This is a genomic window from uncultured Croceicoccus sp. (genome assembly GCF_947496385.1).
Lineage (GTDB): Bacteria > Pseudomonadota > Alphaproteobacteria > Sphingomonadales > Sphingomonadaceae > Croceicoccus.
Map to the genome: position 1 here is coordinate 731,068 of NZ_CANMCP010000001.1, position 18,407 is coordinate 749,474.

Below are 18,407 nucleotides of genomic sequence, written 5' to 3' on the forward strand. Positions count from 1 at the left end.
TATGATACGCGGCATTGTGATGGTCGCGATGCTCGGCCCGTTTGTCACCGCATGCGTGAATGTGACGGCGCCGTCCGACCCGATCGTCATCGAATTGAACGTGAACATCAAACAGGAAGTTCTCTACAGGCTCGTCGCCTCGGCCGAAGAGAACATCGAAAGCAATCCGGAGATATTCTGATGCCCCGCCACACTCTTGCCCGCCGCCTTGCCGGCCTCGCCCTGCCGGCGTTCGCGCTTCTCGCCATGGCGCAGCCTGCCGGCGCGATGCAGCGCGAACCCGCCTATGCCGAGGCGCGCGCCAACGGCACCGTCGGCGAGAGGATCGACGGCTATCTCGGCTTTACCGGCGCGCCGCCGGCCGGGCTTCGCGCGGTGATCGACGACATCAATATCCGCCGCAAGGCCAGCTATGCCGACCGTGCCCGGGCCGCCGGCGTCACGATCGAGGAATTCGCCTTTGCCCAGGGCTGCATCCTCATCGCGCGCACCTCGCCGGGCGAAAAGTATCAGGCACCGGGTGGAAGCTGGCAGACCCGCGGGAGCGGCGCGCCGCAGCTCGATCCGCGCTGTCCCGCGGTGGGCTGAACGTCCGGGGGGCCGCCGCATCGATGGGTGCGCGGGAACGATCCTTCGCCGCTACTGCGATGAAGGCGTGCGCTTGTGTTGACTTGCCCGAACCCCTTTCCTAAAGGAGCGGCGCCCTCGACGGGCAGCTAATCGCACTTGCCGAGCGGACTTCTTGGTTGGAGGAGCTACAGGCATGGGTGAAGAGCGGTCCGGGCGGGAGCCACTTGGCGAGGATGCGCGAATCGACGCGCTCGACGCGCAGCTCAAGGCTGCGAAAGAGCGGGAAGAGCAACGCAACCGGCCGCAATCCCACGGGACCGATGCGAATTATCGCATGGGAAACAGGGTGCTTGCGGAATTGCTGGGCGGGCTTATCGGCGGCGCGCTGATCGGTTGGGTGATCGACCGGTTTGCAGGTACCGGGCCGTGGGGTCTGTTGGTGATGCTGTTCCTCGGGATAGTCGTTGCTTTCAGAAACATAATTAGGATTTCGAACACGCGTTCCGATTGATCTGCCTGGCTTTACGGGCAGTATCGAAAGGGGCGCCGGTGTTTTTGCATAGCTGCGATCGTCGCCCACACGGGGCGGGGACGCGTTGAGGGATAAGGGACGATCCGGGCAGATTGCCATGGGCCGCCTCGAACGACAGGGACAATCGCGTGGCAACCGAAGCCAAGGTCGATCCGATGCACCAGTTCACCATCGAGCCGCTTTTCGGCTCCGATGGGTGGGAAGTGGCCGGATATAATCTCGCATTCACGAATTCGGCGCTCTGGATGGCGCTGACGGCGGTCGTGCTCTGGGGCTTCGTCGCGCTGGGCATGAAGGGGCAGCTCGTCCCCGGGCGCTGGCAGATGGCGGTCGAAAGCTTCACCGGCTTCGTCGACGACATGCTGGAGGCGAACATCGGCAAGGCCGGGCGCAAATACGTGCCCTACGTGTTCTCGCTGTTCATGTTCATCCTGTTCGCCAACGTGCTCGGCCTGCTGCCGCTCGGCGTCGTCGGCCTGCACCCCTTTACCTTCACCAGCCATTTCACGGTCACCGGCATTCTCGCGATCATGTCGTTCTCGATCGTGCTGATCGTCGGATTTGCGAAGCACGGGATCGGTTTTCTGTCGCTGTTCGTGCCGCATGGCACGCCCGCGCTGATGATCCCGTTCATCTTCCTGGTCGAGCTGGTCAGCTTCATGGTCCGCCCGTTCAGCCTCGCGCTGCGGCTTTTCGTGGCGATGATGGCCGGGCACCTTCTGCTCGAGGTCCTGTCGGGCTTCGTCATCAGCAGCTCGAACGCGGGGGTCGGCACCGGCGTGCTCGTCGGCATTCCCACGTTCCTCCTGATGATCGGCATCTGCGCGCTCGAACTGCTCGTCGCTGCCGTGCAGGCCTATGTTTTCGCCCTGTTGACCGCGCTCTACATCAATGACGCGGAAAACCTTCACTAAGTCTTCGAATTACCGAATCTACGAAAGGGAGTTTATTACCATGGACGCAGAAAGCGCACGCATGCTCGGTGCCGGTCTCGCCGCTGTCGGTGCCGGTCTGGCATCGCTGGGTGTCGGCAATGTCTTTGCAAAGTTCCTGGAAGGCGCGCTGCGCAATCCGGGCGCCGCAGACGGTCAGCAGGGCCGCCTGTTCATCGGCTTCGCCGCTGCCGAACTTCTCGGTCTGCTGGCGTTCGTCGTGGCGATGATCCTGGTCTTCGTGGCCTGATCGCATTGCCTGTGCGATCCGGCCGGGGCAGGGGCCCTGGCCGGATCGATACCTATCCAATCATGCCTTCGGACTGATCGATGCCACAAATCGAACAAATCGCCGCGACCTATGCCAGCCAGATCTTCTGGCTGCTGCTGATTTTCGGTCTCGTGTTTTTCGTGGTCGGAAAAGGCATGGTGCCCAAGGTCATGGGCACGGTCGACATGCGCGACAAGCGTATCGCCGACGATCTTACCGCCGCCGAAACCGCCCGCCGCGAAGCGGACGAGCAGGAAGAGGCATGGCGCAAACGTGAAAACGACAATCGCGCGCGGGCTCAGGCTCTCATCGCGGAGGCGAAAGCCGATGCCGCCGGCCAGACCGAGCGTGCCGTCGCCGAGGCACAGTCCCGCATCGACGAGAAGCTCGCCGCGGCCGAGGCACGCATCGATGCCTCGCGCCGCAATGCCGCGACCGAGATCGAGAATGTCGCCACCGAAGCGACCCAGGACATCGTGAAGCGCATTGCCGCGCTCAACGTGTCGCAGGCCGAGGCGCACAACGCCGTCAAGGAGGTCATGGTCCGTGGCTGATTACCAACTGTTTCTGAACGGCATGGCCGTTACCTCCGTCGGGGTCGAGGAACGCCTCGATCATGCTGCCGAACTCGAAGGCATGACCGAGGACCACGGCGGCGAGCATGTCGAACCTGTGGCGTTCGGCTTCATCGGGCCGGGTGCATGGGTGTCGATGGCGATGCTCGTGTTCATCCTTATCCTGTTGTGGAAAGGTGTGCCGAAACTCGTCGCAGGCAGCCTGGATGCGCGTATCGCTGCCATCCGGGAGCAGCTCGACGATGCAAAGCGCCTGCGCGGCGAAGCCGAAGCTCTTCGCAAAGAATATGCCGACAAGATTGCCGGTGCCGAACGCGACGCGGAGGCCATGCTCGAAAATGCGCGGCGCGAGGCCGGTGCCATTGTCGAGCGTGCGGAAACCGACACGGCGGCGATGATCGCCCGCCGCGAACGCATGGCGCAGGACAAGATTGCCGGCGCCGAACGCGCCGCGGTCGAGGAACTGCGCGCGCAGGCAGCCCGCGCCTCGGCCGAAGCATCGGGGCAGATCATCGCCCGCAACCACAACGCGGTCGCCGATCGTGCGCTGGTTGACAAGGCGATCGCCAGCTTCTGACCCTATTGCCAGCGTCAGAATAAAAGCCCGGCGGGAGCGATCCTGCCGGGCTTTTCGTATTTGTCAGCTATCGCGGCGCAAGCTGATCTCAAAATGCATCCTTCGCGGCGCGCAGGGCTGCAAACGTCGCCACCGCATCACCGCCACCCCAGCGCCCCTGCATTCCGGCGTCATCGGCCCGAAGAAACGGGTTGGACGCCAGTTCCCGTTCCAGCGTCGTGGGAACCGTCGGCTTGCCTTGCGCCCGCAGCGCCTCCACCTCTTCGGCATAGTCGCGAAGTGCGCCATTATCGGGATCCGCATGCAGCGCGAATCGGGCGTTTGCGGCGGTATATTCATGTGCGCAATAAATCGTCGTCTGCGGCGGCAATGACTTAAGGCGCAGCAGGCTGTTCCAGAATTGATCGGCCGTCCCCTCGAACATGCGGCCACAGCCGAGCGCGAACAACGCGTCACCGACAAAGGCGATTTCCGCGTCGGGTAGGTGATAGGCAATATGGCCGTGGGTATGGCCACCGACATCGATGATCTGCGCCTCGTGCGCGCCGACGCGAACCGTGTCGCGGCCCGCGACGGTGCGGTCGATCGCCGCGATTTTCGGTGCTTCTGCGGCGGGCGCGACGATATGGCATCCGGTCGCGGCCTTGATCGCCTCGTTTCCACCGGCGTGGTCGGGATGCCAGTGCGTGTTCCAGATCTGCGTGATCGTCCAGCCCTTGCTTTCTGCCTCACGCAGATACGCGTCGGCATCGGGCGTATCGATGCAGACGGTCTCCCCGCTTTCCGCATTGTGCAGGAGGTATCCGTAATTGTCGGACAGGCAGGGAAACTGGTGAATGTGCAACATGGCGGTCCTTCGATCGGCAGAATGGAACTATGGCGGCCTGCGTTCTCCGTATCAATCCGCCGGCCCCTTCGCCGGTTCCGGGGCGACGACAGATGCAGGCCCGCAATAGCAAAAGCCCGCCCGCTGTTTCCAGCGGACGGGCCTTTGTTGTTTCCGTAGGGAAAGCGTGAAGGGCTTAGTTCTTGCCCTTCAGCGCCTCGCCCAGGATGTCGCCGAGCGATGCGCCCGAATCGGACGAGCCGTACTGCGCAACCGCTTCCTTCTCTTCGGCCAGCTGACGGGCCTTGATCGAGAAGTTGGGCTTCTTCGTGCGGTCGAAACCGGTGACCATCGCATCGACCTTCTGTCCGGTCTGGAAACGGTCGGGACGCTGCTCGTCGCGGTCGCGGCCAAGGTCCGAACGCTTCACGAAACCGGTCGCGCCGTCTTCGCCGACCTGCACTTCGAGCCCGCCATCGCGAACCTCGAGAACGGTGACGGTGACGACTTCGCCGCGGCGCAGGCCGTCGGTCGCGCCGCCGCCAACGGCCGGTGCGCCCTTTTCGAGCTGCTTCATGCCGAGCGAGATGCGCTCCTTCTCGACGTCGATGTCGAGCACGACGGCTTCGACTTCCTCACCCTTGCGGTGCAGGGCGAGGGCGTCTTCACCCGAAATGCCCCACGCGATGTCGGACATGTGAACCATGCCGTCGACGTCGCCATCGAGGCCGATGAACAGGCCGAATTCGGTCGCGTTCTTGACTTCGCCGGTGACGGTGGAGCCGATCGGGTGCTTCTCCGCGAAATCGTCCCAGGGGTTCGACTGCGCCTGCTTGAGGCCGAGCGAGATGCGGCGCTTTTCCGAATCGACTTCGAGGACCATGACTTCCACTTCCTGGCTCGTCGAAACGATCTTGCCGGGGTGGACGTTCTTCTTGGTCCAGCTCATCTCGGAGACGTGGACGAGGCCTTCGATGCCCGGTTCCAGTTCGACGAACGCACCATATTCGGTGATGTTCGTGACCGTGCCCGACATCTTCATGCCGACCGGATACTTGGCCGCGACACCGTCCCACGGATCGCTTTCAAGCTGCTTCATGCCGAGCGAGATACGCTGCGTCTCGGCATTGATGCGGATGATCTGCACGGTGACGGTGTCGCCGATGTTCACGATCTCGTTCGGGTGGTTGACCCGCTTGTAGCTCATGTCGGTGACGTGGAGCAGGCCGTCGATCCCGCCCAGATCCACGAACGCGCCATAATCGGTGATGTTCTTCACCACGCCGTCGATCACCTGACCCTCGGCCAGCTTCTCGATCAGTTCCTGACGCTGCTCTGCGCGGGTTTCTTCGAGGACGGCGCGGCGCGACACGACGATATTGCCGCGGCGGCGATCCATCTTCAGCACCTGGAAAGGCTGCGGAATGCCCATCAGCGGGGCAATGTCGCGCACGGGGCGGATATCGACCTGCGAGCCGGGCAGGAACGCCACGGCGCCGTCGAGATCGACGGTGAAGCCGCCCTTGACGCGGCCGAAAATCTGACCCTCGACGCGCTTGCCTTCGCCGAATTCGCTTTCGAGGCGGTCCCATGCGGCTTCGCGGCGGGCGCGGTCGCGCGACAGCATCGCTTCGCCGTCGGCATTTTCCACCCGGTCGACATACACTTCGACTTCGTCACCGACGGACAGGCCGTGCGGCTGACCCTGCGGCGCGAATTCGGACAGGCGGATGCGGCCTTCGCTCTTCAGGCCGACGTCGATGATCGCCTTGTCATTCTCGATACCGGTGACGGTGCCCATGACGACGCGGCCTTCGAAGCCGCCATCGGCCTCATTACCAAGCGTTTCGTCGAGCATTGCCGCGAAATCGTCGCGGCTCGGATTTGCCGAAGTGGCCATGTAGGTGAAATCCTGTTCAATCGATGTTTCCGGCCAGGCGGTTTTTCCGCCGGTCTTTTGGCCGAACTGCCCGCACGGCCCCATGCCGATACAGGCGTCCTTCGGGGTTTTCGCCGGTCGAAAGCGGACGGAATTGCGAAACACAGGCGGCGTGGCCCGACGAACGGGACAACACGAAACCAAGCGATGCGCGCAAAGGATGCGCCTGTCGGTGCGTCCTGCCAGCCTTCGAACGACGTTTTCAAAAACCCGTCGAACGGGCGCGCGCCTAAGTGAATTTGCGGAGAATTGCAAGCGAAACCGCCCGCGCGGCAAGCTTTCGTCTTCGGTCAGGCCTGCTCGCCGCGCCGCCTTTCGACCAGCGCGATGGCCGCGGCCAGCGATTCGGCTGCATCGAGGTCTGAATTGTCGAGCACCATCGCATCCGCTGCCTCGACCAGAGGCGCCTCCGCCCGGTTGCGGTCGCGCGCGTCCCGCCGCACCAGATCGGCGTGGATCGCGTCCAGCGTGACATCCTCGCCCCGGCTCTGGCTTTCGCGGAAACGGCGCATGGCCCGTGCCTCGAGGCTGGCCGTGACGAACAGTTTTACCGGGGCGTCGGGCGCGATCACCGTGCCGATGTCGCGTCCGTCCAGCACCGCGCCGCCGGGCCGCGCGGCAAAGGCGCGTTGCCGCGCCAGCAACGCCGCCCGGACGCGCTTGTGCACCGACACCCGGCTCGCCAGCGCGCCGACCGCCTCTGTTCGAAGCATCGGTTCGGCGAGCAGGCTGTCCGGGAATTCGCAGGCCCGCGCCGCGTCGAGCGGATCGTCCGGATCTCCGCCATTCAGCCGCACCTGCCGCCCGACCGCGCGATAAAGAAGGCCGGTGTCGAGATGCGGCAGCTGGTAATGCCGGGCCAACCCCTTGGCGATGGTACCCTTGCCCGATGCGGTCGGGCCGTCCACGGCGATGATCATGGCACGCTCCTGCGGGCGGCGGCGGCCTTCACCAGGCCCCAGATGGCAACGCATGCCCATATGCCTTCGAGCACGAGCGAGGGCAGATTGGTGTTCACGGTGAGCGAGATCGCCAGCAAACCGGCGCCGAGTAGGTTCACGCTGTGGACGACGAACGGGTTGGGCGCCTCACGCGCGGTGAGATAACCATAGGCCGACACGATGCACAGCATGCCGGCAAATCCCACGATATTGGCGGTACCGCTCGTCACCGCGCGGCCTCGTCGAGCAGCCGCTCGAACGCGGGAAAGCTGGTGGCGATGGGCGTCACATCGTCGATTTCGACGCCGTTCACGCTGCACAGGCCGGCGATGGCCATGCTCATGGCGATGCGATGGTCGAGATGGGTAGCGACCTGCGCGCCATCGGGCGTGCCGGGGAGGGGGTCGCCGCCGCGCCCGTCGATGACCAGCCCGTCGGCGGTTTCCTCCACCTGCGCCCCCGCGAGCGTGAGCGCCGCCGCCATCGCGGAAAGCCGGTCCGATTCCTTGACCCGCAATTCCTCGAGCCCGCGCGTCACCGTGCGCCCGCTTGCCATCGACGCCGCCACGAAGAGCACAGGAAACTCGTCGATCATGGCCGGCGCGACGGCGGGGTCCACCTCCACGCCCGAAAGCGCGGAATGCCGCACGCGCAGATCGGCCACAGGCTCGCCGCCGACCTCGCGGCGGTCCTGCTCCTCGATCGAGCCGCCCATGGCGCGCAGCACGTCGAGAAGCGCCGCGCGGGTGGGGTTCAGCCCGACATTTTCGAGGATCAGATCGGAGCCCGGCACAAGCAATGCAGCCACGACGAAAAACGCGGCGGAGGACGGATCGCCGGGCACAACGATATTGCACGCGTGCAATTCGGAAGGCCCGGCGAGCGTGATGACCCGCGCGCCGTTTTCCTCACCGACGGAAAGATCGGCACCGAACCCGCGCAGCATCCGCTCCGAATGATCGCGCGTCGCGACCGGCTCGATGACGCTGGTTTCCCCCGCGATATTCAGCCCCGCCAGAAGCACCGCGCTCTTCACCTGCGCCGAGGCGACGGGCAGTTCGTAGCGGATCGGCACGCCGGGATGCGCACCCCGCATGGTGAGCGGGAGGCGCCCGCCGGGACTGGCCGTAAATTCGGCCCCGATGCGCGAAAGCGGTTCGATCACCCGGCCCATCGGCCGCTTCGACAGGCTGGCGTCGCCCGTGAAGGTCGCAGTGATCCCATGGCTTGCGATGAGCCCCATCAGCAGCCGCGTCGATGTGCCCGAATTGCCCATCTCCAGCGCGGTTTCGGGTTGCAGCAATCCGCCGCTTCCCACCCCGTCGACATGCCAGATGCCGTCGTCATTGCGCACGACCGTCGCGCCCATCGCCCGCATGGCGGCCGCCGTGGCAAGCACATCCTCGCCTTCGAGCAGGCCGGAAATCGTGCTTTGCCCAACGGCCAGTGAGGACAGCATGATGGAGCGGTGGCTGATCGATTTGTCGCCGGGCACGCGCATGCGCCCGGTCAATGCGCCCGGCTTGCGAAAACGGCGGGGACGCAGACGATCTGCGTGGGGATCGGGTGCGGTCATCGTGCGGGGTCCGGGTGTGGTCATTGCGGCGGGCTTTTGACAGGGGGACCGGCCTATGGCAAGGCGCGCGCTCTTCGCAGGGACGGACATGCGGTTGAAGCCCGCCCCTCGCGCGCCCATTTAATATTGCAGCCAGATATGCCGGCGCAGTTTTGCCGGCATCGCCAGACGAGGAATTTCATGGTCAAGCCCGAATGGGGTGCAAAGCACACCTGCCCGAAATGCGGAACCCGCTTCTACGATCTCGGCAAGGACGACCCGGTCCACTGCATCGAGTGCGGGAACGAATGGACGCCCGAACCCGTGCTGAAAAGCAAGCAGCCCATCCCCTTCGAGGAAACGAAGGACAAGAAGAAGGAAGACGATTCCGATCTGGGCGATGACGATCTGGACAATGATCTGGACGTGGACGACGACGATGATTCGCCGGACAACGACGTCGATCTTGGCGGGGACGACGATCTCGGTGTCGCCAATGTGAAGGACGACGACGAAGAGGACAGCTGATCCTCGATGGCGCGCGAAGCGGGGACGATCCCCGGCCTTCGCGCGCCGTTCCGGCCGGCCAGTGAGCGACAGGGGCGGATGAATGGGGTGAGGTCGGAAATTTGCAATTTTTCCGCTTGCCAGCATCGAAACCTCTCCCTAAAGAGCCGGCTCCCGACGCGATGACGTCGGCGAAACGAAGGCCGCGGCCCATCGCCGCCTTCGGGAAAATGACGGGGCCGTAGCTCAGCTGGGAGAGCGCTACAATGGCATTGTAGAGGTCAGGGGTTCGATCCCCCTCGGCTCCACCATTTTCCCTTATCCCTCCTTATATCTCCGAAACGCATGCGGCCTTCGGCTGCCGCGCTTCTCATGCGTTTTGCCTTCGCTTGTGCAATTTGCCCGGCTGCGTCTTGCGCCCGCGTGCGCGATCCCTATGCACGGCCAAAGCTTGAAAGGGAGGCAGAAATGGCGCGTCGATACTGGCTGATGAAGTCGGAGCCCGATGTCTATTCGTGGGACGATCTGGTGGAGCAGGGCGAAGGCACCTGGGACGGCGTCCGCAATCACAAGGCGAAAAACAATCTGATCGCGATGAAAAAGGGCGATCAGGCGTTCTTCTATCACTCGAATATCGGGCTGGAGATCGTCGGCATCGTCGAGATCAGCGAGGATGGTATCACCGATCCGACGGATGAAACCGGCAAATGGGCCGCGGTGAAGGTGAAACCCGTTCGCAAGCTCGAAAACCCTGTCACGTTGAAGCAGGTCAAGGCCACACCCGAACTCGAAGAAATGGAGCTGGTGAAGCTCTCCCGGCTTTCGGTGGGCGAGGTTCGTGAGGAGGAATGGGAGCTGATCCTCAAGATGGCGAAGGATTGAGCGCCGCCCGGACACCGTCCCGAATCGAGACAGGCTCGCCCGATCGGTCCAATGCCGGGTCGATCGCTGGTGCGGACGAAACGAATTGGTTACCATTCCGTTAAAATGAGATCCGGGCCATTACGTAGGTCCGGCGGAAAGCGGAGATCAACCGATGCCCCCCTTGCCAGCCTCCCTGATATTCGTGCGCGAAACCGCGGTCGAGGGGCGTACGGTCCTCTTCGGGCAGGCTACGCGGCATAGGGATGGCAAGCCGGCGCGCCGGTCGCTTCTGGCCCGGTTGCCCGCGTTCGCGCGTCCGAGCATGCAGGATACGCGCGATTTCCTGCTGGCCTATTGCGCGGGTTTCCTCGCGGTCGGCGCCTTCATCTTCTGACGAGCATCGAGCGCCGGCGAGCCTAGCCCGCGCTCGCCAGCCGTTTTTCCGCGCGATACAGGACGAAGCCGAGCCACGCCGAGCCGATGCACATCGCCGCGGCGAGAAGCAACTGATCCTCGATCGAGACGCCCATCCCCGTCAGCATCACGGCGAGCAGCGACCCGCCCGTCATGGCGATCGCGTTCAGGATATTGTTCGCCGCGATGGTGCGCGCGGTCTGCGTCTTTTTCACGACCGTGGTAAGAAAGGCGTAGAGCGGCACCACGAACATGCCCCCGCTGACCGCGATGCCCAGGAGGCAGGCAAGCAGCGGCCATGCCAGCGGACGCGCAATGAACTGCAACGGTCCGAGCAGTCCGGAAGCCAGCGGCGTCCAGGCGAGACAGACGAAGTGGAACAGCACGATGAAAATGCCCATCGCGATGACCGATACGGGGGCATAGCGGGCCGAAACCTTGCCCTTCAGCAACCCGTTGATCGCCATGGATCCGATCGCGACGCCGACCGAAAATACCACGAGGAAAAGGCTGCCCACTTCCTTGCTCGCGGTGAGGACATTCTTGGCAAGCGGCGGAAATTCGATGAAGAGCACCGCCCCGATGGTCCAGAAGAAGCTGATCGCGATGATGGCGTAGAACACGCGCGAATCGACCATGGTGTCGCGAATGACCCGGATCGAACTGCGCCAGACATTATAGTCGATCGCCTCGACATCGCCCTGCGCCGGGGCGGGGGGCACCTGACGCCCCGCGACATATCCCGCGATGGCGAGGAGGATCACGAGGATCGCCGCCCATTCCACCGCCACCCATCCCGCGAGGATCGTCCCCGCCAGAATGGCGAGATAGGTCCCGGCCTCGACCAGCCCGGTCCCGGCCAGCACCTCGTCATCATGCAGATGTTGCGGCAGGATCGCGTATTTGATCGGCCCGAAGAATGTCGAGTGCACTCCCATCGCGAACAGCGCGGCCAGCAGCAGGGGTATCGCCATGCTTTCCACCGCGATCGATTGCCAGGCAAGCACAAGCCCGGCGGCACCGGCGAGCATGATCCCGATCTCGGCCATCTTGATCCATCGGATGATCGCGGCCTTGTCGCGCATGTCAGCCAATTGCCCGGCGAGCGCGGAAAACAGGAAATAGGGCAGGATGAACACCGCCGACGCGATGGCCGAAAACCGGGCCTCCGCCGCTTCGGAGCTGTACACCGAATACACGACGAACAGCACCATCGCGTTTTTATAGAGGTTGTCGTTGAACGCGCCCAGCATCTGCGTGACGAAGAGGGGCACGAACCGCCGTTGCTTCATGAGTGGAGTCGATAGGGTCATGCAATATCCGGTCGCGGTCCTTGGCCATGGCATTAAACGCTGGCGGGCGCGGCACAACCCCTTCGGCACGGGGCGGGTGCCGCAATTTGTTTCATTGCGGCGAAGTTTCCCGCTATGCGCGCAGGCGACATCATGCTGACCTTACCGAATCTCCTCACCCTGTCGCGAATTTTCGCTGTTCCGCTGCTCGCCGTGCTGATGTGGTGGCCGGGATGGACGATCGGCTATCTTGCTGCGTTCGTCGTCTATTCGCTGGCGGGGATCACCGATTATTTCGACGGCTATCTCGCGCGGGCGAGCGGGCGGGTCAGCCGGCTCGGCATTTTTCTCGACCCCATCGCGGACAAGATCATGGTGGCCGCGGTCATCCTCGTGCTGACGGCGCAGGGGGCGTTGCGCGGGCCGTATCTTGGCGATCTGCACGTGGTGGCGGGGCTGATCATCCTCATTCGCGAGATTGCGGTGTCGGGCCTGCGCGAATTTCTTGCCGGCGTGCAGGTCTCGGTGCCCGTGTCCCGCCTCGCCAAGTGGAAAACCACGTTACAGATCATTTCGCTCGGCGCGCTGATCCTGGCGCAGGGGATACCTGGGCAGGTGTGGATCCACCTCGTCGGCATCGTGAGCCTGTGGGGCGCGGCGGTGCTCACCGTCATCACCGGGTGGGATTATTTGCGCATCGGCCTGCGCCACATGGATTGATCCTTCGCCGCGAAAGGGCGTCACCCTTCGCGCAATTCCTGCGCGAGCAGGCGGAATTCGTCGCCGCGCGGGCTGTTCCGGCGCCAGACCAGCGCAATCTCGCGCGTCGGGTTTTCGGATTGCAGCGGCCGCGCCACCACGTCGGTATCGCGCAATATGCCCGCATCGATCGCCATTTGCGGCAACATGGTAAGGCCGAGCCCGTTGTCCACCATCTGCACCAGCGTGTGCAGGCTGGTCCCGATCATCGTCGCATTGGCGCGCAGTTCGGGGCGGTTGCACGCGGCCAGCGCATGTTCCTTGAGGCAATGCCCATCCTCGAGCAGGAGCAGCCGCCCTTCGTCGATCATGGCCGGCGGGATGATTTCGGGCGGATCGCGCGGATCGTCCTTGGGAAAGGCGATGAGCAATTCGTCGTGCGAAATATGCTCGTGCTCGACATCCCCCACCGCGAAGGGCAGCGCGAGGAGCACGCAATCCGCCCGCCCGTGATGGAGCGATTCGATGGCGTCGGCACTCGGCTCCTCGCGCAGAAAAAGCTTTAACTGCGGACGTTCGCGGCGCAGGCGCGGCAGAATGCGCGGGAGCAGGAACGGCGCGATGGTGGGGATGACACTCATCCTGAGCTCACCCGAAAGCGGCTTTCCGGCCGAGGCGACGAGCTCGCTCAATTCCTCCGCTTCGCGCAAGAGCCGGTGCGCCTTGTCCACGACGCGATTGCCGAGCGGGGTAAAGCGCACGACCCGCCGCGTGCGTTCGACCAGCGTCACGCCGAGCAGCGATTCCAGCTCGCGTATTCCGGCCGAAAGCGTCGATTGCGAGACATAGACGCTTTCCGCCGCGCGCCCGAAATGCCCCTGCTCATGCAGCGCCAGCAGATATTGCAGCTGTTTCAGCGTGGGCAGGTAACTGTTTTTCATCGCTGCGCAGGGCTGGCCATCACACGGTCGGCACCGGCCTGTCGTCGACCCGCGTCATGGTGATTCGCCCATCCTTCACGGCAAAGGCCATCTTGCCCTCCACCAGGTCGAGCGCGTCGCGGCCAAATTGTTCGTACCGCCACCCTTCGAGCAGGGGCAGCCCCTTGCGCGCGCCGGCGGCGAGGTTTTCGAGATCGTCGGACCGCGCGATCAGGCGCGATGCAACGTCGATTTCCCGGCTCCGGATTTTCAGCAGCAGTTTCAGCAGATCGGCGACAAGCGCCCCTTCCTTGCCCAGCGGAGTGCCGCGCTTGCGTTCCGGCATTTCGTCGGCGGGGAGGGGGGCGGCGGCGGACAGGACGTCCATCAATCGCTTCCCGATGTCATTGTCCTTCCACCCGTTGGACAGGCCGCGCACCTTGGCAAGATCGCCCTGTTGCCGCGGGGGATGGGCGGCAATGTCGGCGAGCGTTTCGTCGCGCATGATGCGACCACGCGGGATGTCTTTGTCCTGCGCCTCGATCTCGCGCCACGCGGCCAGCGCCTTCAACCGGCCGAGCACGTCGGGCTTGCGCCCCTGCGCGCGGATGCGGCGCCATTGTTCGTCCGGATCGTTGCGGTAATGCTCCGGATCGGCGAGCTTTTCCATCTCGACATTGAGCCATTCGCCGCGCCCGGTTTCCATCAGGCGATCCAGCATGCGGGGAAATATCTCCGCCAGATGGGTGACGTCGCCAATCGCATATTCGAGCTGCCGGTCGGTCAGCGGACGGCGTGACCAGTCGGTAAAGCGCGCGCCCTTGTCGACCGAGAAATTGAGCCATGTCTCGACCAGGTTGGAATAGCCGATCTGCTCCGACTGGCTGATGGCCATCATCGCGATCTGCGTGTCGAAAATCGGGTGCGGCGTCTTGCCGGTGAGGTTGTAGATGATCTCCACATCCTGCCCGCCGGCGTGGAAGATTTTCAGCACGTCCTCATTATCGGTAAGGAGGTCGAGCAGCGGCGTCAGGTCGATCCCGTCGGCCAGCGGGTCGATGGCGGCGGCTTCCTTCCCGTCGGAAATCTGCACGAGGCAGAGCAGCGGCCAATAGGTCGATTCCCGCATGAATTCGGTATCGACCGCCACGAAGTCGGCGGAGGCCATACGGTCGCACAGGGCGGTCAGCGCGGCGGTGTCGGTGATCAGGTCATGTATCTTCATCTGACGCATGCGTTACGCCGAAGTGGGGGCAGGTTCAATAAGCACGCGCGCCTTCGTGGGGGCGCGGCGCCATTGCCCACTGGAAAAGCGGCGCGCTTTGACCTAGGGCGCCGGTCATTCTTTCATTCTTTCATAAAGCACGAAATTCTCATGCACCCCTATCGCACCCATAATTGCGGCGCCCTGACCGCCGCCAACACCGGCGAGACCGTTCGCCTGTCCGGATGGATCCATCGCAAGCGCGACCACGGCGGCGTATTGTTCGTCGACCTGCGCGACAATTACGGCATCACGCAGCTCGTCGCGGACGAGGACAGCCCCGCGCTCGACGTGCTGGACCGGCTCCGCGTGGAGAGCGTCATCACGATCGATGGCGAGGTGAAGGCCCGCAATGCCGCCACGGTGAATGCGAACCTGCCCACCGGCGAGATCGAGGTGTTCGTGCGCGAGATCACGGTGCAGAGCCGCGCCGACGAATTGCCGATGCCGGTCGCCGGCGATGCCGAATATCCCGAGGAAATCCGGCTGAAGCACCGCTTCCTCGACCTGCGCCGCGAAAAGGTGCACGCCAATATCCTGCTGCGTTCGAAGGTCATCACCTCGATCCGGAGCCGCATGGTCGATCAGGGCTTTACCGAGTTCCAGACCCCGATCCTCACCGCCAGCAGCCCCGAAGGCGCGCGCGATTTCCTCGTGCCGAGCCGTCTGCACGCGGGCAAGTTCTACGCGCTGCCGCAGGCGCCGCAGATGTTCAAGCAGATGCTCATGGTCGCAGGGTTCGACCGCTATTTCCAGATCGCGCCCTGTTTCCGGGACGAGGATCTGCGCGCCGATCGCAGCCTGGAATTCTACCAGCTCGATTTCGAGATGAGCTATGTCACGCAGGAAGACGTGTTTCAGACGCTTGAACCCGTGCTCGCCGGCGTGTTCGAGGAATTCGCGAACGGCAAGAGCGTGACGAAGGCGGGCGATTTTCCCCGCATTCCCTATGCCGAGGCGATGCTGAAATACGGGAGTGACAAGCCCGACCTTCGCAATCCGCTCATCATTTCGGACGTGACCCGTCATTTCGAGACGTCGGGTTTCGGCCTGTTCGAGAAGATCGTCGGATCGGGCGGCGTCGTGCGCGCGATCCCGGCGCCCAACACCGCGGACAAGAGCCGCAAGTTCTTCGACGACATGAACAACTGGGCACGCGGCGAAGGATTTGCAGGGCTCGGCTATGTCACGCGCAAGGGTGGCACGTTCGGCGGCCCGATCGCCAAGAACCACGGCGAAGAAGGCATGGCGAAGCTTTACGAGGAGCTGGGCCTGGGCGAGGACGACGGCCTGTTCTTTGCCGCGGGCAAGGAGAAGGAAGCGGCCAAGCTCGCCGGCGCGGCCCGCACCCGCACGGCGCAGGAGCTCGACCTGATCGAGAAGGATTGTTTCAAGTTCTGCTGGATCGTCGATTTCCCGATGTTCGAATATGACGAAGAGCAGAAGCGCATCGATTTCAGCCATAACCCGTTCTCCATGCCGCAGGGCGAGCTGGAGGCGCTGGAGACGAAGGACCCGCTCGATATTCTCGCGTGGCAGTACGACATCGTGTGCAATGGCTACGAATTGTCGTCGGGAGCGATCCGGAACCACCGGCCCGACATTATGTACAAAGCGTTCGAGATCGCCGGATATTCGCAAGCCGACGTGGACGCGAATTTCTCGGGCATGATCAACGCGTTCAAATATGGCGCGCCGCCGCACGGCGGTTCGGCACCGGGCATCGACCGCATCGTCATGCTGCTCGCCGATGAACCGAACATTCGCGAGGTCATCGCCTTCCCTCTGAACCAGAAGGGCGAGGATCTGATGATGGCGGCGCCGTCCGCCGTGACCGCGAAACAGCTGAAGGAACTGCACATTCGCACGGTCGAACCGCCCAAGCCGGCGACCGAGCAGGCCGTGCGCACGGACCGTCTGGGCGACGGCTGAATTCATGGCGGGCGGGCACGGGCCGATGATGGTGAAATATTTGAACCCCATCGGCACTTGCCAGCCCGCAAACCGTTGACTAGGGCGAACCCCTGATTTTTAACCGCTTTGAGCGAGAGGGCATTTCATGAGCGATACCGAGGAACGCGTAAAGAAGATCGTGGTCGAGCATCTGGGCGTCGAAGCCGACAAGGTGACGATGGATGCGAGCTTCATCGACGATCTGGGCGCGGACAGCCTCGACATCGTCGAGCTGGTCATGGCATTCGAAGAGGAATTCGGTGTCGAGATTCCCGACGATGCCGCCGAGAAGATCACCACCGTGGGCGACGCGGTGAAATATATCGAAGAGCACAAGGGCTGATAACACGGTCCTTGCCCGCCATGCCTTGACCATTGCAAGGCGTGGGCGGGCCGCTTACCGACAGGCTCGGCCCGCTGGGCTGGGCCTGTTGCGTATCCGGCCCCGCAAATCGGATATATGCATAATGGAACCGGCCATGGCATGTGGCCGAACGGAACAATCGGAGTGTGCTGATGCGTCGTGTGGTCGTTACCGGTCTGGGTCTGGTGACCCCGCTTGGGGCCGATGTCGAAACGGTCTGGAAAAACATCCTGGCCGGAAAATCGGGCGCGGGTCCGATCGAACGTTTCGATGCCAGCAACCAGAAATGCCGCATCGCATGCGAGGTGAAGCCGGCCGACCATGAATATGGCTTCGACGCGAACAAGCGTGTCGACCACAAGATTCAGCGGCAGGTCGACCCCTTCATCGTGTATGGCATCGACGCCGCCGGCCAGGCGATCGAGGATGCCGGCCTGCTCGACATGAGCGGCGAGGAACGGTTCCGCGCCGGGTGCTCCATCGGTTCGGGCATTGGCGGCCTTCCGGGGATCGAGAAGGAATCGCTCATCCTCGCCGAAAAGGGACCGGGTCGCGTATCACCGCATTTCGTTCACGGCCGGCTGATCAACCTGATCTCGGGTCAGGTTTCGATTCGCTACGGGTTGATGGGTCCGAACCACGCGGTCGTGACCGCCTGCTCGACCGGCGCCCATTCCATCGGCGATGCCGCGCGCATGATCCGCGAAGGTGACGCCGATGTCATGCTGGCGGGCGGGGCGGAGGCGACGATCTGCCCCATCGGCATCGCCGGTTTCGCGCAGGCGCGTGCCCTGTCCACCAATTTCAACGACGATCCCACCCGGGCGAGCCGTCCCTATGACGTGGACCGCGACGGTTTCGTCATGGGCGAGGGTGCCGGCGTCGTCGTGCTCGAGGAATATGAGAAGGCGAAGGCCCGCGGCGCCAAGATCTATGCCGAGGTGCTGGGCTATGGCCTTTCGGGCGATGCGCACCATGTGACGGCGCCGCATCCCGAAGGATCGGGGGCGTATCGTTCGATGGAGATGGCGCTTCGCAAGGCGGGCGTCGATGTGTCCGAGATCGATTACATCAACGCGCACGGTACCTCGACGCCGCTTGGTGACGAGCTGGAACTCGGCGCGGTTCGGCGGCTTTTCGGAAACGCGATCGATACGCTTTCCATGAGCAGCACGAAATCCGCGATCGGCCATCTGCTCGGCGGGGCGGGTGCGGTCGAATCGATCTTCTGCATCCTCGCCATGCGCGATTCGGTCGTGCCGCCCACGCTCAATCTCGATAACCCGAGCGAGAGCTGCAAGGGCGTCGATCTCGTCCCCCACACGGCGAAGGAGCGCAAGGTCAAGGCCGTGCTCAACAACAGCTTCGGCTTTGGCGGGACGAACGCGTCGCTGGTGATGAAGGCGGTCTGA

Annotated in this window: 22 protein-coding genes and 1 tRNA gene; 15 read left to right on the forward strand and 8 right to left on the reverse strand. The window is 63.6% G+C overall.

Annotation, left to right across the window (positions count from 1 at the left end; translation table 11 throughout):
- Position 1: 1 nt before the first annotated feature.
- From Q0897_RS03415 to Q0897_RS03445, 7 genes are all read left to right on the forward strand, one after another.
- On the forward strand, positions 2–181 hold the full coding sequence (locus Q0897_RS03415) for a YnbE family lipoprotein (protein ID WP_202084362.1): 180 nt from the start codon (positions 2–4) through the stop codon (positions 179–181).
- Positions 181–588: a YdbL family protein gene (locus Q0897_RS03420; protein WP_202084364.1), complete on the forward strand. Its 408-nt coding sequence runs from the start codon at positions 181–183 to the stop codon at positions 586–588. The genes Q0897_RS03415 and Q0897_RS03420 overlap by 1 nt, the downstream gene beginning before the upstream one ends.
- A gap of 175 nt (positions 589–763) precedes the next feature.
- Complete coding sequence (locus Q0897_RS03425; RefSeq protein WP_299307501.1) at positions 764–1,081, forward strand: AtpZ/AtpI family protein; 318 nt, start codon at positions 764–766, stop codon at positions 1,079–1,081.
- A gap of 149 nt (positions 1,082–1,230) precedes the next feature.
- Positions 1,231–2,016: a F0F1 ATP synthase subunit A gene (locus Q0897_RS03430; protein WP_299307502.1), complete on the forward strand. Its 786-nt coding sequence runs from the start codon at positions 1,231–1,233 to the stop codon at positions 2,014–2,016.
- Positions 2,017–2,056: 40 nt separating this feature from the next.
- Positions 2,057–2,284: a F0F1 ATP synthase subunit C gene (locus Q0897_RS03435; protein ID WP_202084371.1), complete on the forward strand. Its 228-nt coding sequence runs from the start codon at positions 2,057–2,059 to the stop codon at positions 2,282–2,284.
- A gap of 80 nt (positions 2,285–2,364) precedes the next feature.
- The gene (locus Q0897_RS03440; RefSeq protein WP_299307503.1) at positions 2,365–2,859 is read left to right on the forward strand and encodes an ATPase; all 495 of its coding nucleotides are present in this window, start codon (positions 2,365–2,367) and stop codon (positions 2,857–2,859) included.
- A complete protein-coding gene (locus tag Q0897_RS03445; protein ID WP_366519893.1) occupies positions 2,852–3,457 on the forward strand; it encodes a hypothetical protein in 606 nt (201 codons plus the stop codon). Before Q0897_RS03440 ends, Q0897_RS03445 begins: the two co-directional genes overlap by 8 nt.
- 88 nt (positions 3,458–3,545) lie before the next feature.
- Here Q0897_RS03445 and gloB read toward each other — a convergent pair whose 3' ends face one another.
- The 5 genes from gloB to aroA all read right to left on the reverse strand — a co-directional run bounded on the left by gloB (position 3,546) and on the right by aroA (position 8,763).
- A complete protein-coding gene (gene gloB, locus Q0897_RS03450; RefSeq protein WP_299307504.1) occupies positions 3,546–4,304 on the reverse strand; it encodes a hydroxyacylglutathione hydrolase in 759 nt (252 codons plus the stop codon).
- 175 nt (positions 4,305–4,479) lie between these two features.
- Entirely contained in the window at positions 4,480–6,183 is a 1,704-nt protein-coding gene (gene rpsA, locus Q0897_RS03455) for a 30S ribosomal protein S1 (protein ID WP_202084375.1), read from the reverse strand.
- 329 nt (positions 6,184–6,512) lie between these two features.
- Positions 6,513–7,142 (reverse strand): (d)CMP kinase, encoded by a 630-nt coding sequence (locus tag Q0897_RS03460; protein WP_299307505.1) that lies wholly within the window; start codon positions 7,140–7,142, stop codon positions 6,513–6,515.
- Positions 7,139–7,393: a permease gene (locus tag Q0897_RS03465; protein ID WP_366519894.1), complete on the reverse strand. Its 255-nt coding sequence runs from the start codon at positions 7,391–7,393 to the stop codon at positions 7,139–7,141. The genes Q0897_RS03460 and Q0897_RS03465 overlap by 4 nt, the downstream gene beginning before the upstream one ends.
- Complete coding sequence (gene aroA / locus Q0897_RS03470) at positions 7,390–8,763, reverse strand: 3-phosphoshikimate 1-carboxyvinyltransferase (protein WP_299307506.1); 1,374 nt, start codon at positions 8,761–8,763, stop codon at positions 7,390–7,392. Before aroA ends, Q0897_RS03465 begins: the two co-directional genes overlap by 4 nt.
- Positions 8,764–8,919: 156 nt before the next feature.
- Between aroA and Q0897_RS03475 the strand changes: the two genes are divergently transcribed.
- The 4 genes from Q0897_RS03475 to Q0897_RS03490 all read left to right on the forward strand — a co-directional run bounded on the left by Q0897_RS03475 (position 8,920) and on the right by Q0897_RS03490 (position 10,483).
- Positions 8,920–9,246, forward strand: coding sequence for an FYDLN acid domain-containing protein (locus Q0897_RS03475; protein WP_202084377.1), 327 nt, complete (start codon positions 8,920–8,922; stop codon positions 9,244–9,246).
- A gap of 214 nt (positions 9,247–9,460) precedes the next feature.
- A tRNA-Ala gene (locus tag Q0897_RS03480) sits at positions 9,461–9,536 on the forward strand.
- A 157-nt stretch (positions 9,537–9,693) separates the two neighbouring features.
- Positions 9,694–10,107 carry an EVE domain-containing protein gene (locus tag Q0897_RS03485; protein ID WP_299307507.1) on the forward strand — a complete coding sequence of 138 codons (414 nt, stop codon included), beginning with the start codon at positions 9,694–9,696 and terminating at the stop codon, positions 10,105–10,107.
- 154 nt (positions 10,108–10,261) lie between these two features.
- Positions 10,262–10,483, forward strand: coding sequence for a hypothetical protein (locus tag Q0897_RS03490; RefSeq protein WP_299307508.1), 222 nt, complete (start codon positions 10,262–10,264; stop codon positions 10,481–10,483).
- Between the two features lie 22 nt (positions 10,484–10,505).
- On the opposite strand, the gene Q0897_RS03495 is transcribed toward Q0897_RS03490, so the two are convergent.
- Complete coding sequence (locus tag Q0897_RS03495) at positions 10,506–11,816, reverse strand: MFS transporter (protein WP_299307509.1); 1,311 nt, start codon at positions 11,814–11,816, stop codon at positions 10,506–10,508.
- Positions 11,817–11,948: 132 nt separating this feature from the next.
- On the opposite strand from Q0897_RS03495, the gene pgsA reads away from it, so the two are divergent.
- Positions 11,949–12,515, forward strand: coding sequence for a CDP-diacylglycerol--glycerol-3-phosphate 3-phosphatidyltransferase (pgsA, locus tag Q0897_RS03500; protein WP_299307510.1), 567 nt, complete (start codon positions 11,949–11,951; stop codon positions 12,513–12,515).
- 20 nt (positions 12,516–12,535) lie between these two features.
- Here the strand turns inward: pgsA and Q0897_RS03505 are convergent, their stop codons facing one another.
- Positions 12,536–13,435, reverse strand: a complete 900-nt coding sequence (locus Q0897_RS03505; RefSeq protein WP_299307511.1) for a hydrogen peroxide-inducible genes activator — start codon at positions 13,433–13,435, stop codon at positions 12,536–12,538.
- A 19-nt stretch (positions 13,436–13,454) separates the two neighbouring features.
- Entirely contained in the window at positions 13,455–14,639 is a 1,185-nt protein-coding gene (gene rnd / locus Q0897_RS03510) for a ribonuclease D (protein WP_299307512.1), read from the reverse strand.
- A 150-nt stretch (positions 14,640–14,789) separates the two neighbouring features.
- On the opposite strand from rnd, the gene aspS reads away from it, so the two are divergent.
- The 3 genes from aspS to fabF all read left to right on the forward strand — a co-directional run bounded on the left by aspS (position 14,790) and on the right by fabF (position 18,407).
- Positions 14,790–16,610 (forward strand): aspartate--tRNA ligase, encoded by a 1,821-nt coding sequence (aspS, locus tag Q0897_RS03515; RefSeq protein WP_299307513.1) that lies wholly within the window; start codon positions 14,790–14,792, stop codon positions 16,608–16,610.
- A gap of 127 nt (positions 16,611–16,737) precedes the next feature.
- A complete protein-coding gene (locus Q0897_RS03520) occupies positions 16,738–16,974 on the forward strand; it encodes an acyl carrier protein (RefSeq protein ID WP_047821044.1) in 237 nt (78 codons plus the stop codon).
- Positions 16,975–17,147: 173 nt separating this feature from the next.
- On the forward strand, positions 17,148–18,407 hold the full coding sequence (gene fabF, locus Q0897_RS03525) for a beta-ketoacyl-ACP synthase II (RefSeq protein WP_299307514.1): 1,260 nt from the start codon (positions 17,148–17,150) through the stop codon (positions 18,405–18,407).

Excerpts from the sequence above, each read along its gene's own strand:
- Q0897_RS03485 (WP_299307507.1), top strand. The coding sequence starts at position 9,694 with ATGGCGCGTCGATACTGGCTGATGAAGTCGGAGCCCGATGTCTATTCG.
- Q0897_RS03475 (WP_202084377.1), top strand. The coding sequence starts at position 8,920 with ATGGTCAAGCCCGAATGGGGTGCAAAGCACACCTGCCCGAAATGCGGA.
- Q0897_RS03435 (WP_202084371.1), top strand. The coding sequence starts at position 2,057 with ATGGACGCAGAAAGCGCACGCATGCTCGGTGCCGGTCTCGCCGCTGTC.
- pgsA (WP_299307510.1), top strand. The coding sequence starts at position 11,949 with ATGCTGACCTTACCGAATCTCCTCACCCTGTCGCGAATTTTCGCTGTT.
- Q0897_RS03520 (WP_047821044.1), top strand. The coding sequence starts at position 16,738 with ATGAGCGATACCGAGGAACGCGTAAAGAAGATCGTGGTCGAGCATCTG.
- Q0897_RS03415 (WP_202084362.1), top strand. The coding sequence starts at position 2 with ATGATACGCGGCATTGTGATGGTCGCGATGCTCGGCCCGTTTGTCACC.
- Q0897_RS03495 (WP_299307509.1), bottom strand. The coding sequence starts at position 11,816 with ATGACCCTATCGACTCCACTCATGAAGCAACGGCGGTTCGTGCCCCTC.
- aroA (WP_299307506.1), bottom strand. The coding sequence starts at position 8,763 with ATGACCACACCCGGACCCCGCACGATGACCGCACCCGATCCCCACGCA.
- Q0897_RS03425 (WP_299307501.1), top strand. The coding sequence starts at position 764 with ATGGGTGAAGAGCGGTCCGGGCGGGAGCCACTTGGCGAGGATGCGCGA.
- rpsA (WP_202084375.1), bottom strand. The coding sequence starts at position 6,183 with ATGGCCACTTCGGCAAATCCGAGCCGCGACGATTTCGCGGCAATGCTC.
- gloB (WP_299307504.1), bottom strand. The coding sequence starts at position 4,304 with ATGTTGCACATTCACCAGTTTCCCTGCCTGTCCGACAATTACGGATAC.
- Q0897_RS03505 (WP_299307511.1), bottom strand. The coding sequence starts at position 13,435 with ATGAAAAACAGTTACCTGCCCACGCTGAAACAGCTGCAATATCTGCTG.
- rnd (WP_299307512.1), bottom strand. The coding sequence starts at position 14,639 with ATGAAGATACATGACCTGATCACCGACACCGCCGCGCTGACCGCCCTG.
- Q0897_RS03440 (WP_299307503.1), top strand. The coding sequence starts at position 2,365 with ATGCCACAAATCGAACAAATCGCCGCGACCTATGCCAGCCAGATCTTC.
- fabF (WP_299307514.1), top strand. The coding sequence starts at position 17,148 with ATGCGTCGTGTGGTCGTTACCGGTCTGGGTCTGGTGACCCCGCTTGGG.
- Q0897_RS03490 (WP_299307508.1), top strand. The coding sequence starts at position 10,262 with ATGCCCCCCTTGCCAGCCTCCCTGATATTCGTGCGCGAAACCGCGGTC.
- aspS (WP_299307513.1), top strand. The coding sequence starts at position 14,790 with ATGCACCCCTATCGCACCCATAATTGCGGCGCCCTGACCGCCGCCAAC.
- Q0897_RS03460 (WP_299307505.1), bottom strand. The coding sequence starts at position 7,142 with ATGATCATCGCCGTGGACGGCCCGACCGCATCGGGCAAGGGTACCATC.
- Q0897_RS03420 (WP_202084364.1), top strand. The coding sequence starts at position 181 with ATGCCCCGCCACACTCTTGCCCGCCGCCTTGCCGGCCTCGCCCTGCCG.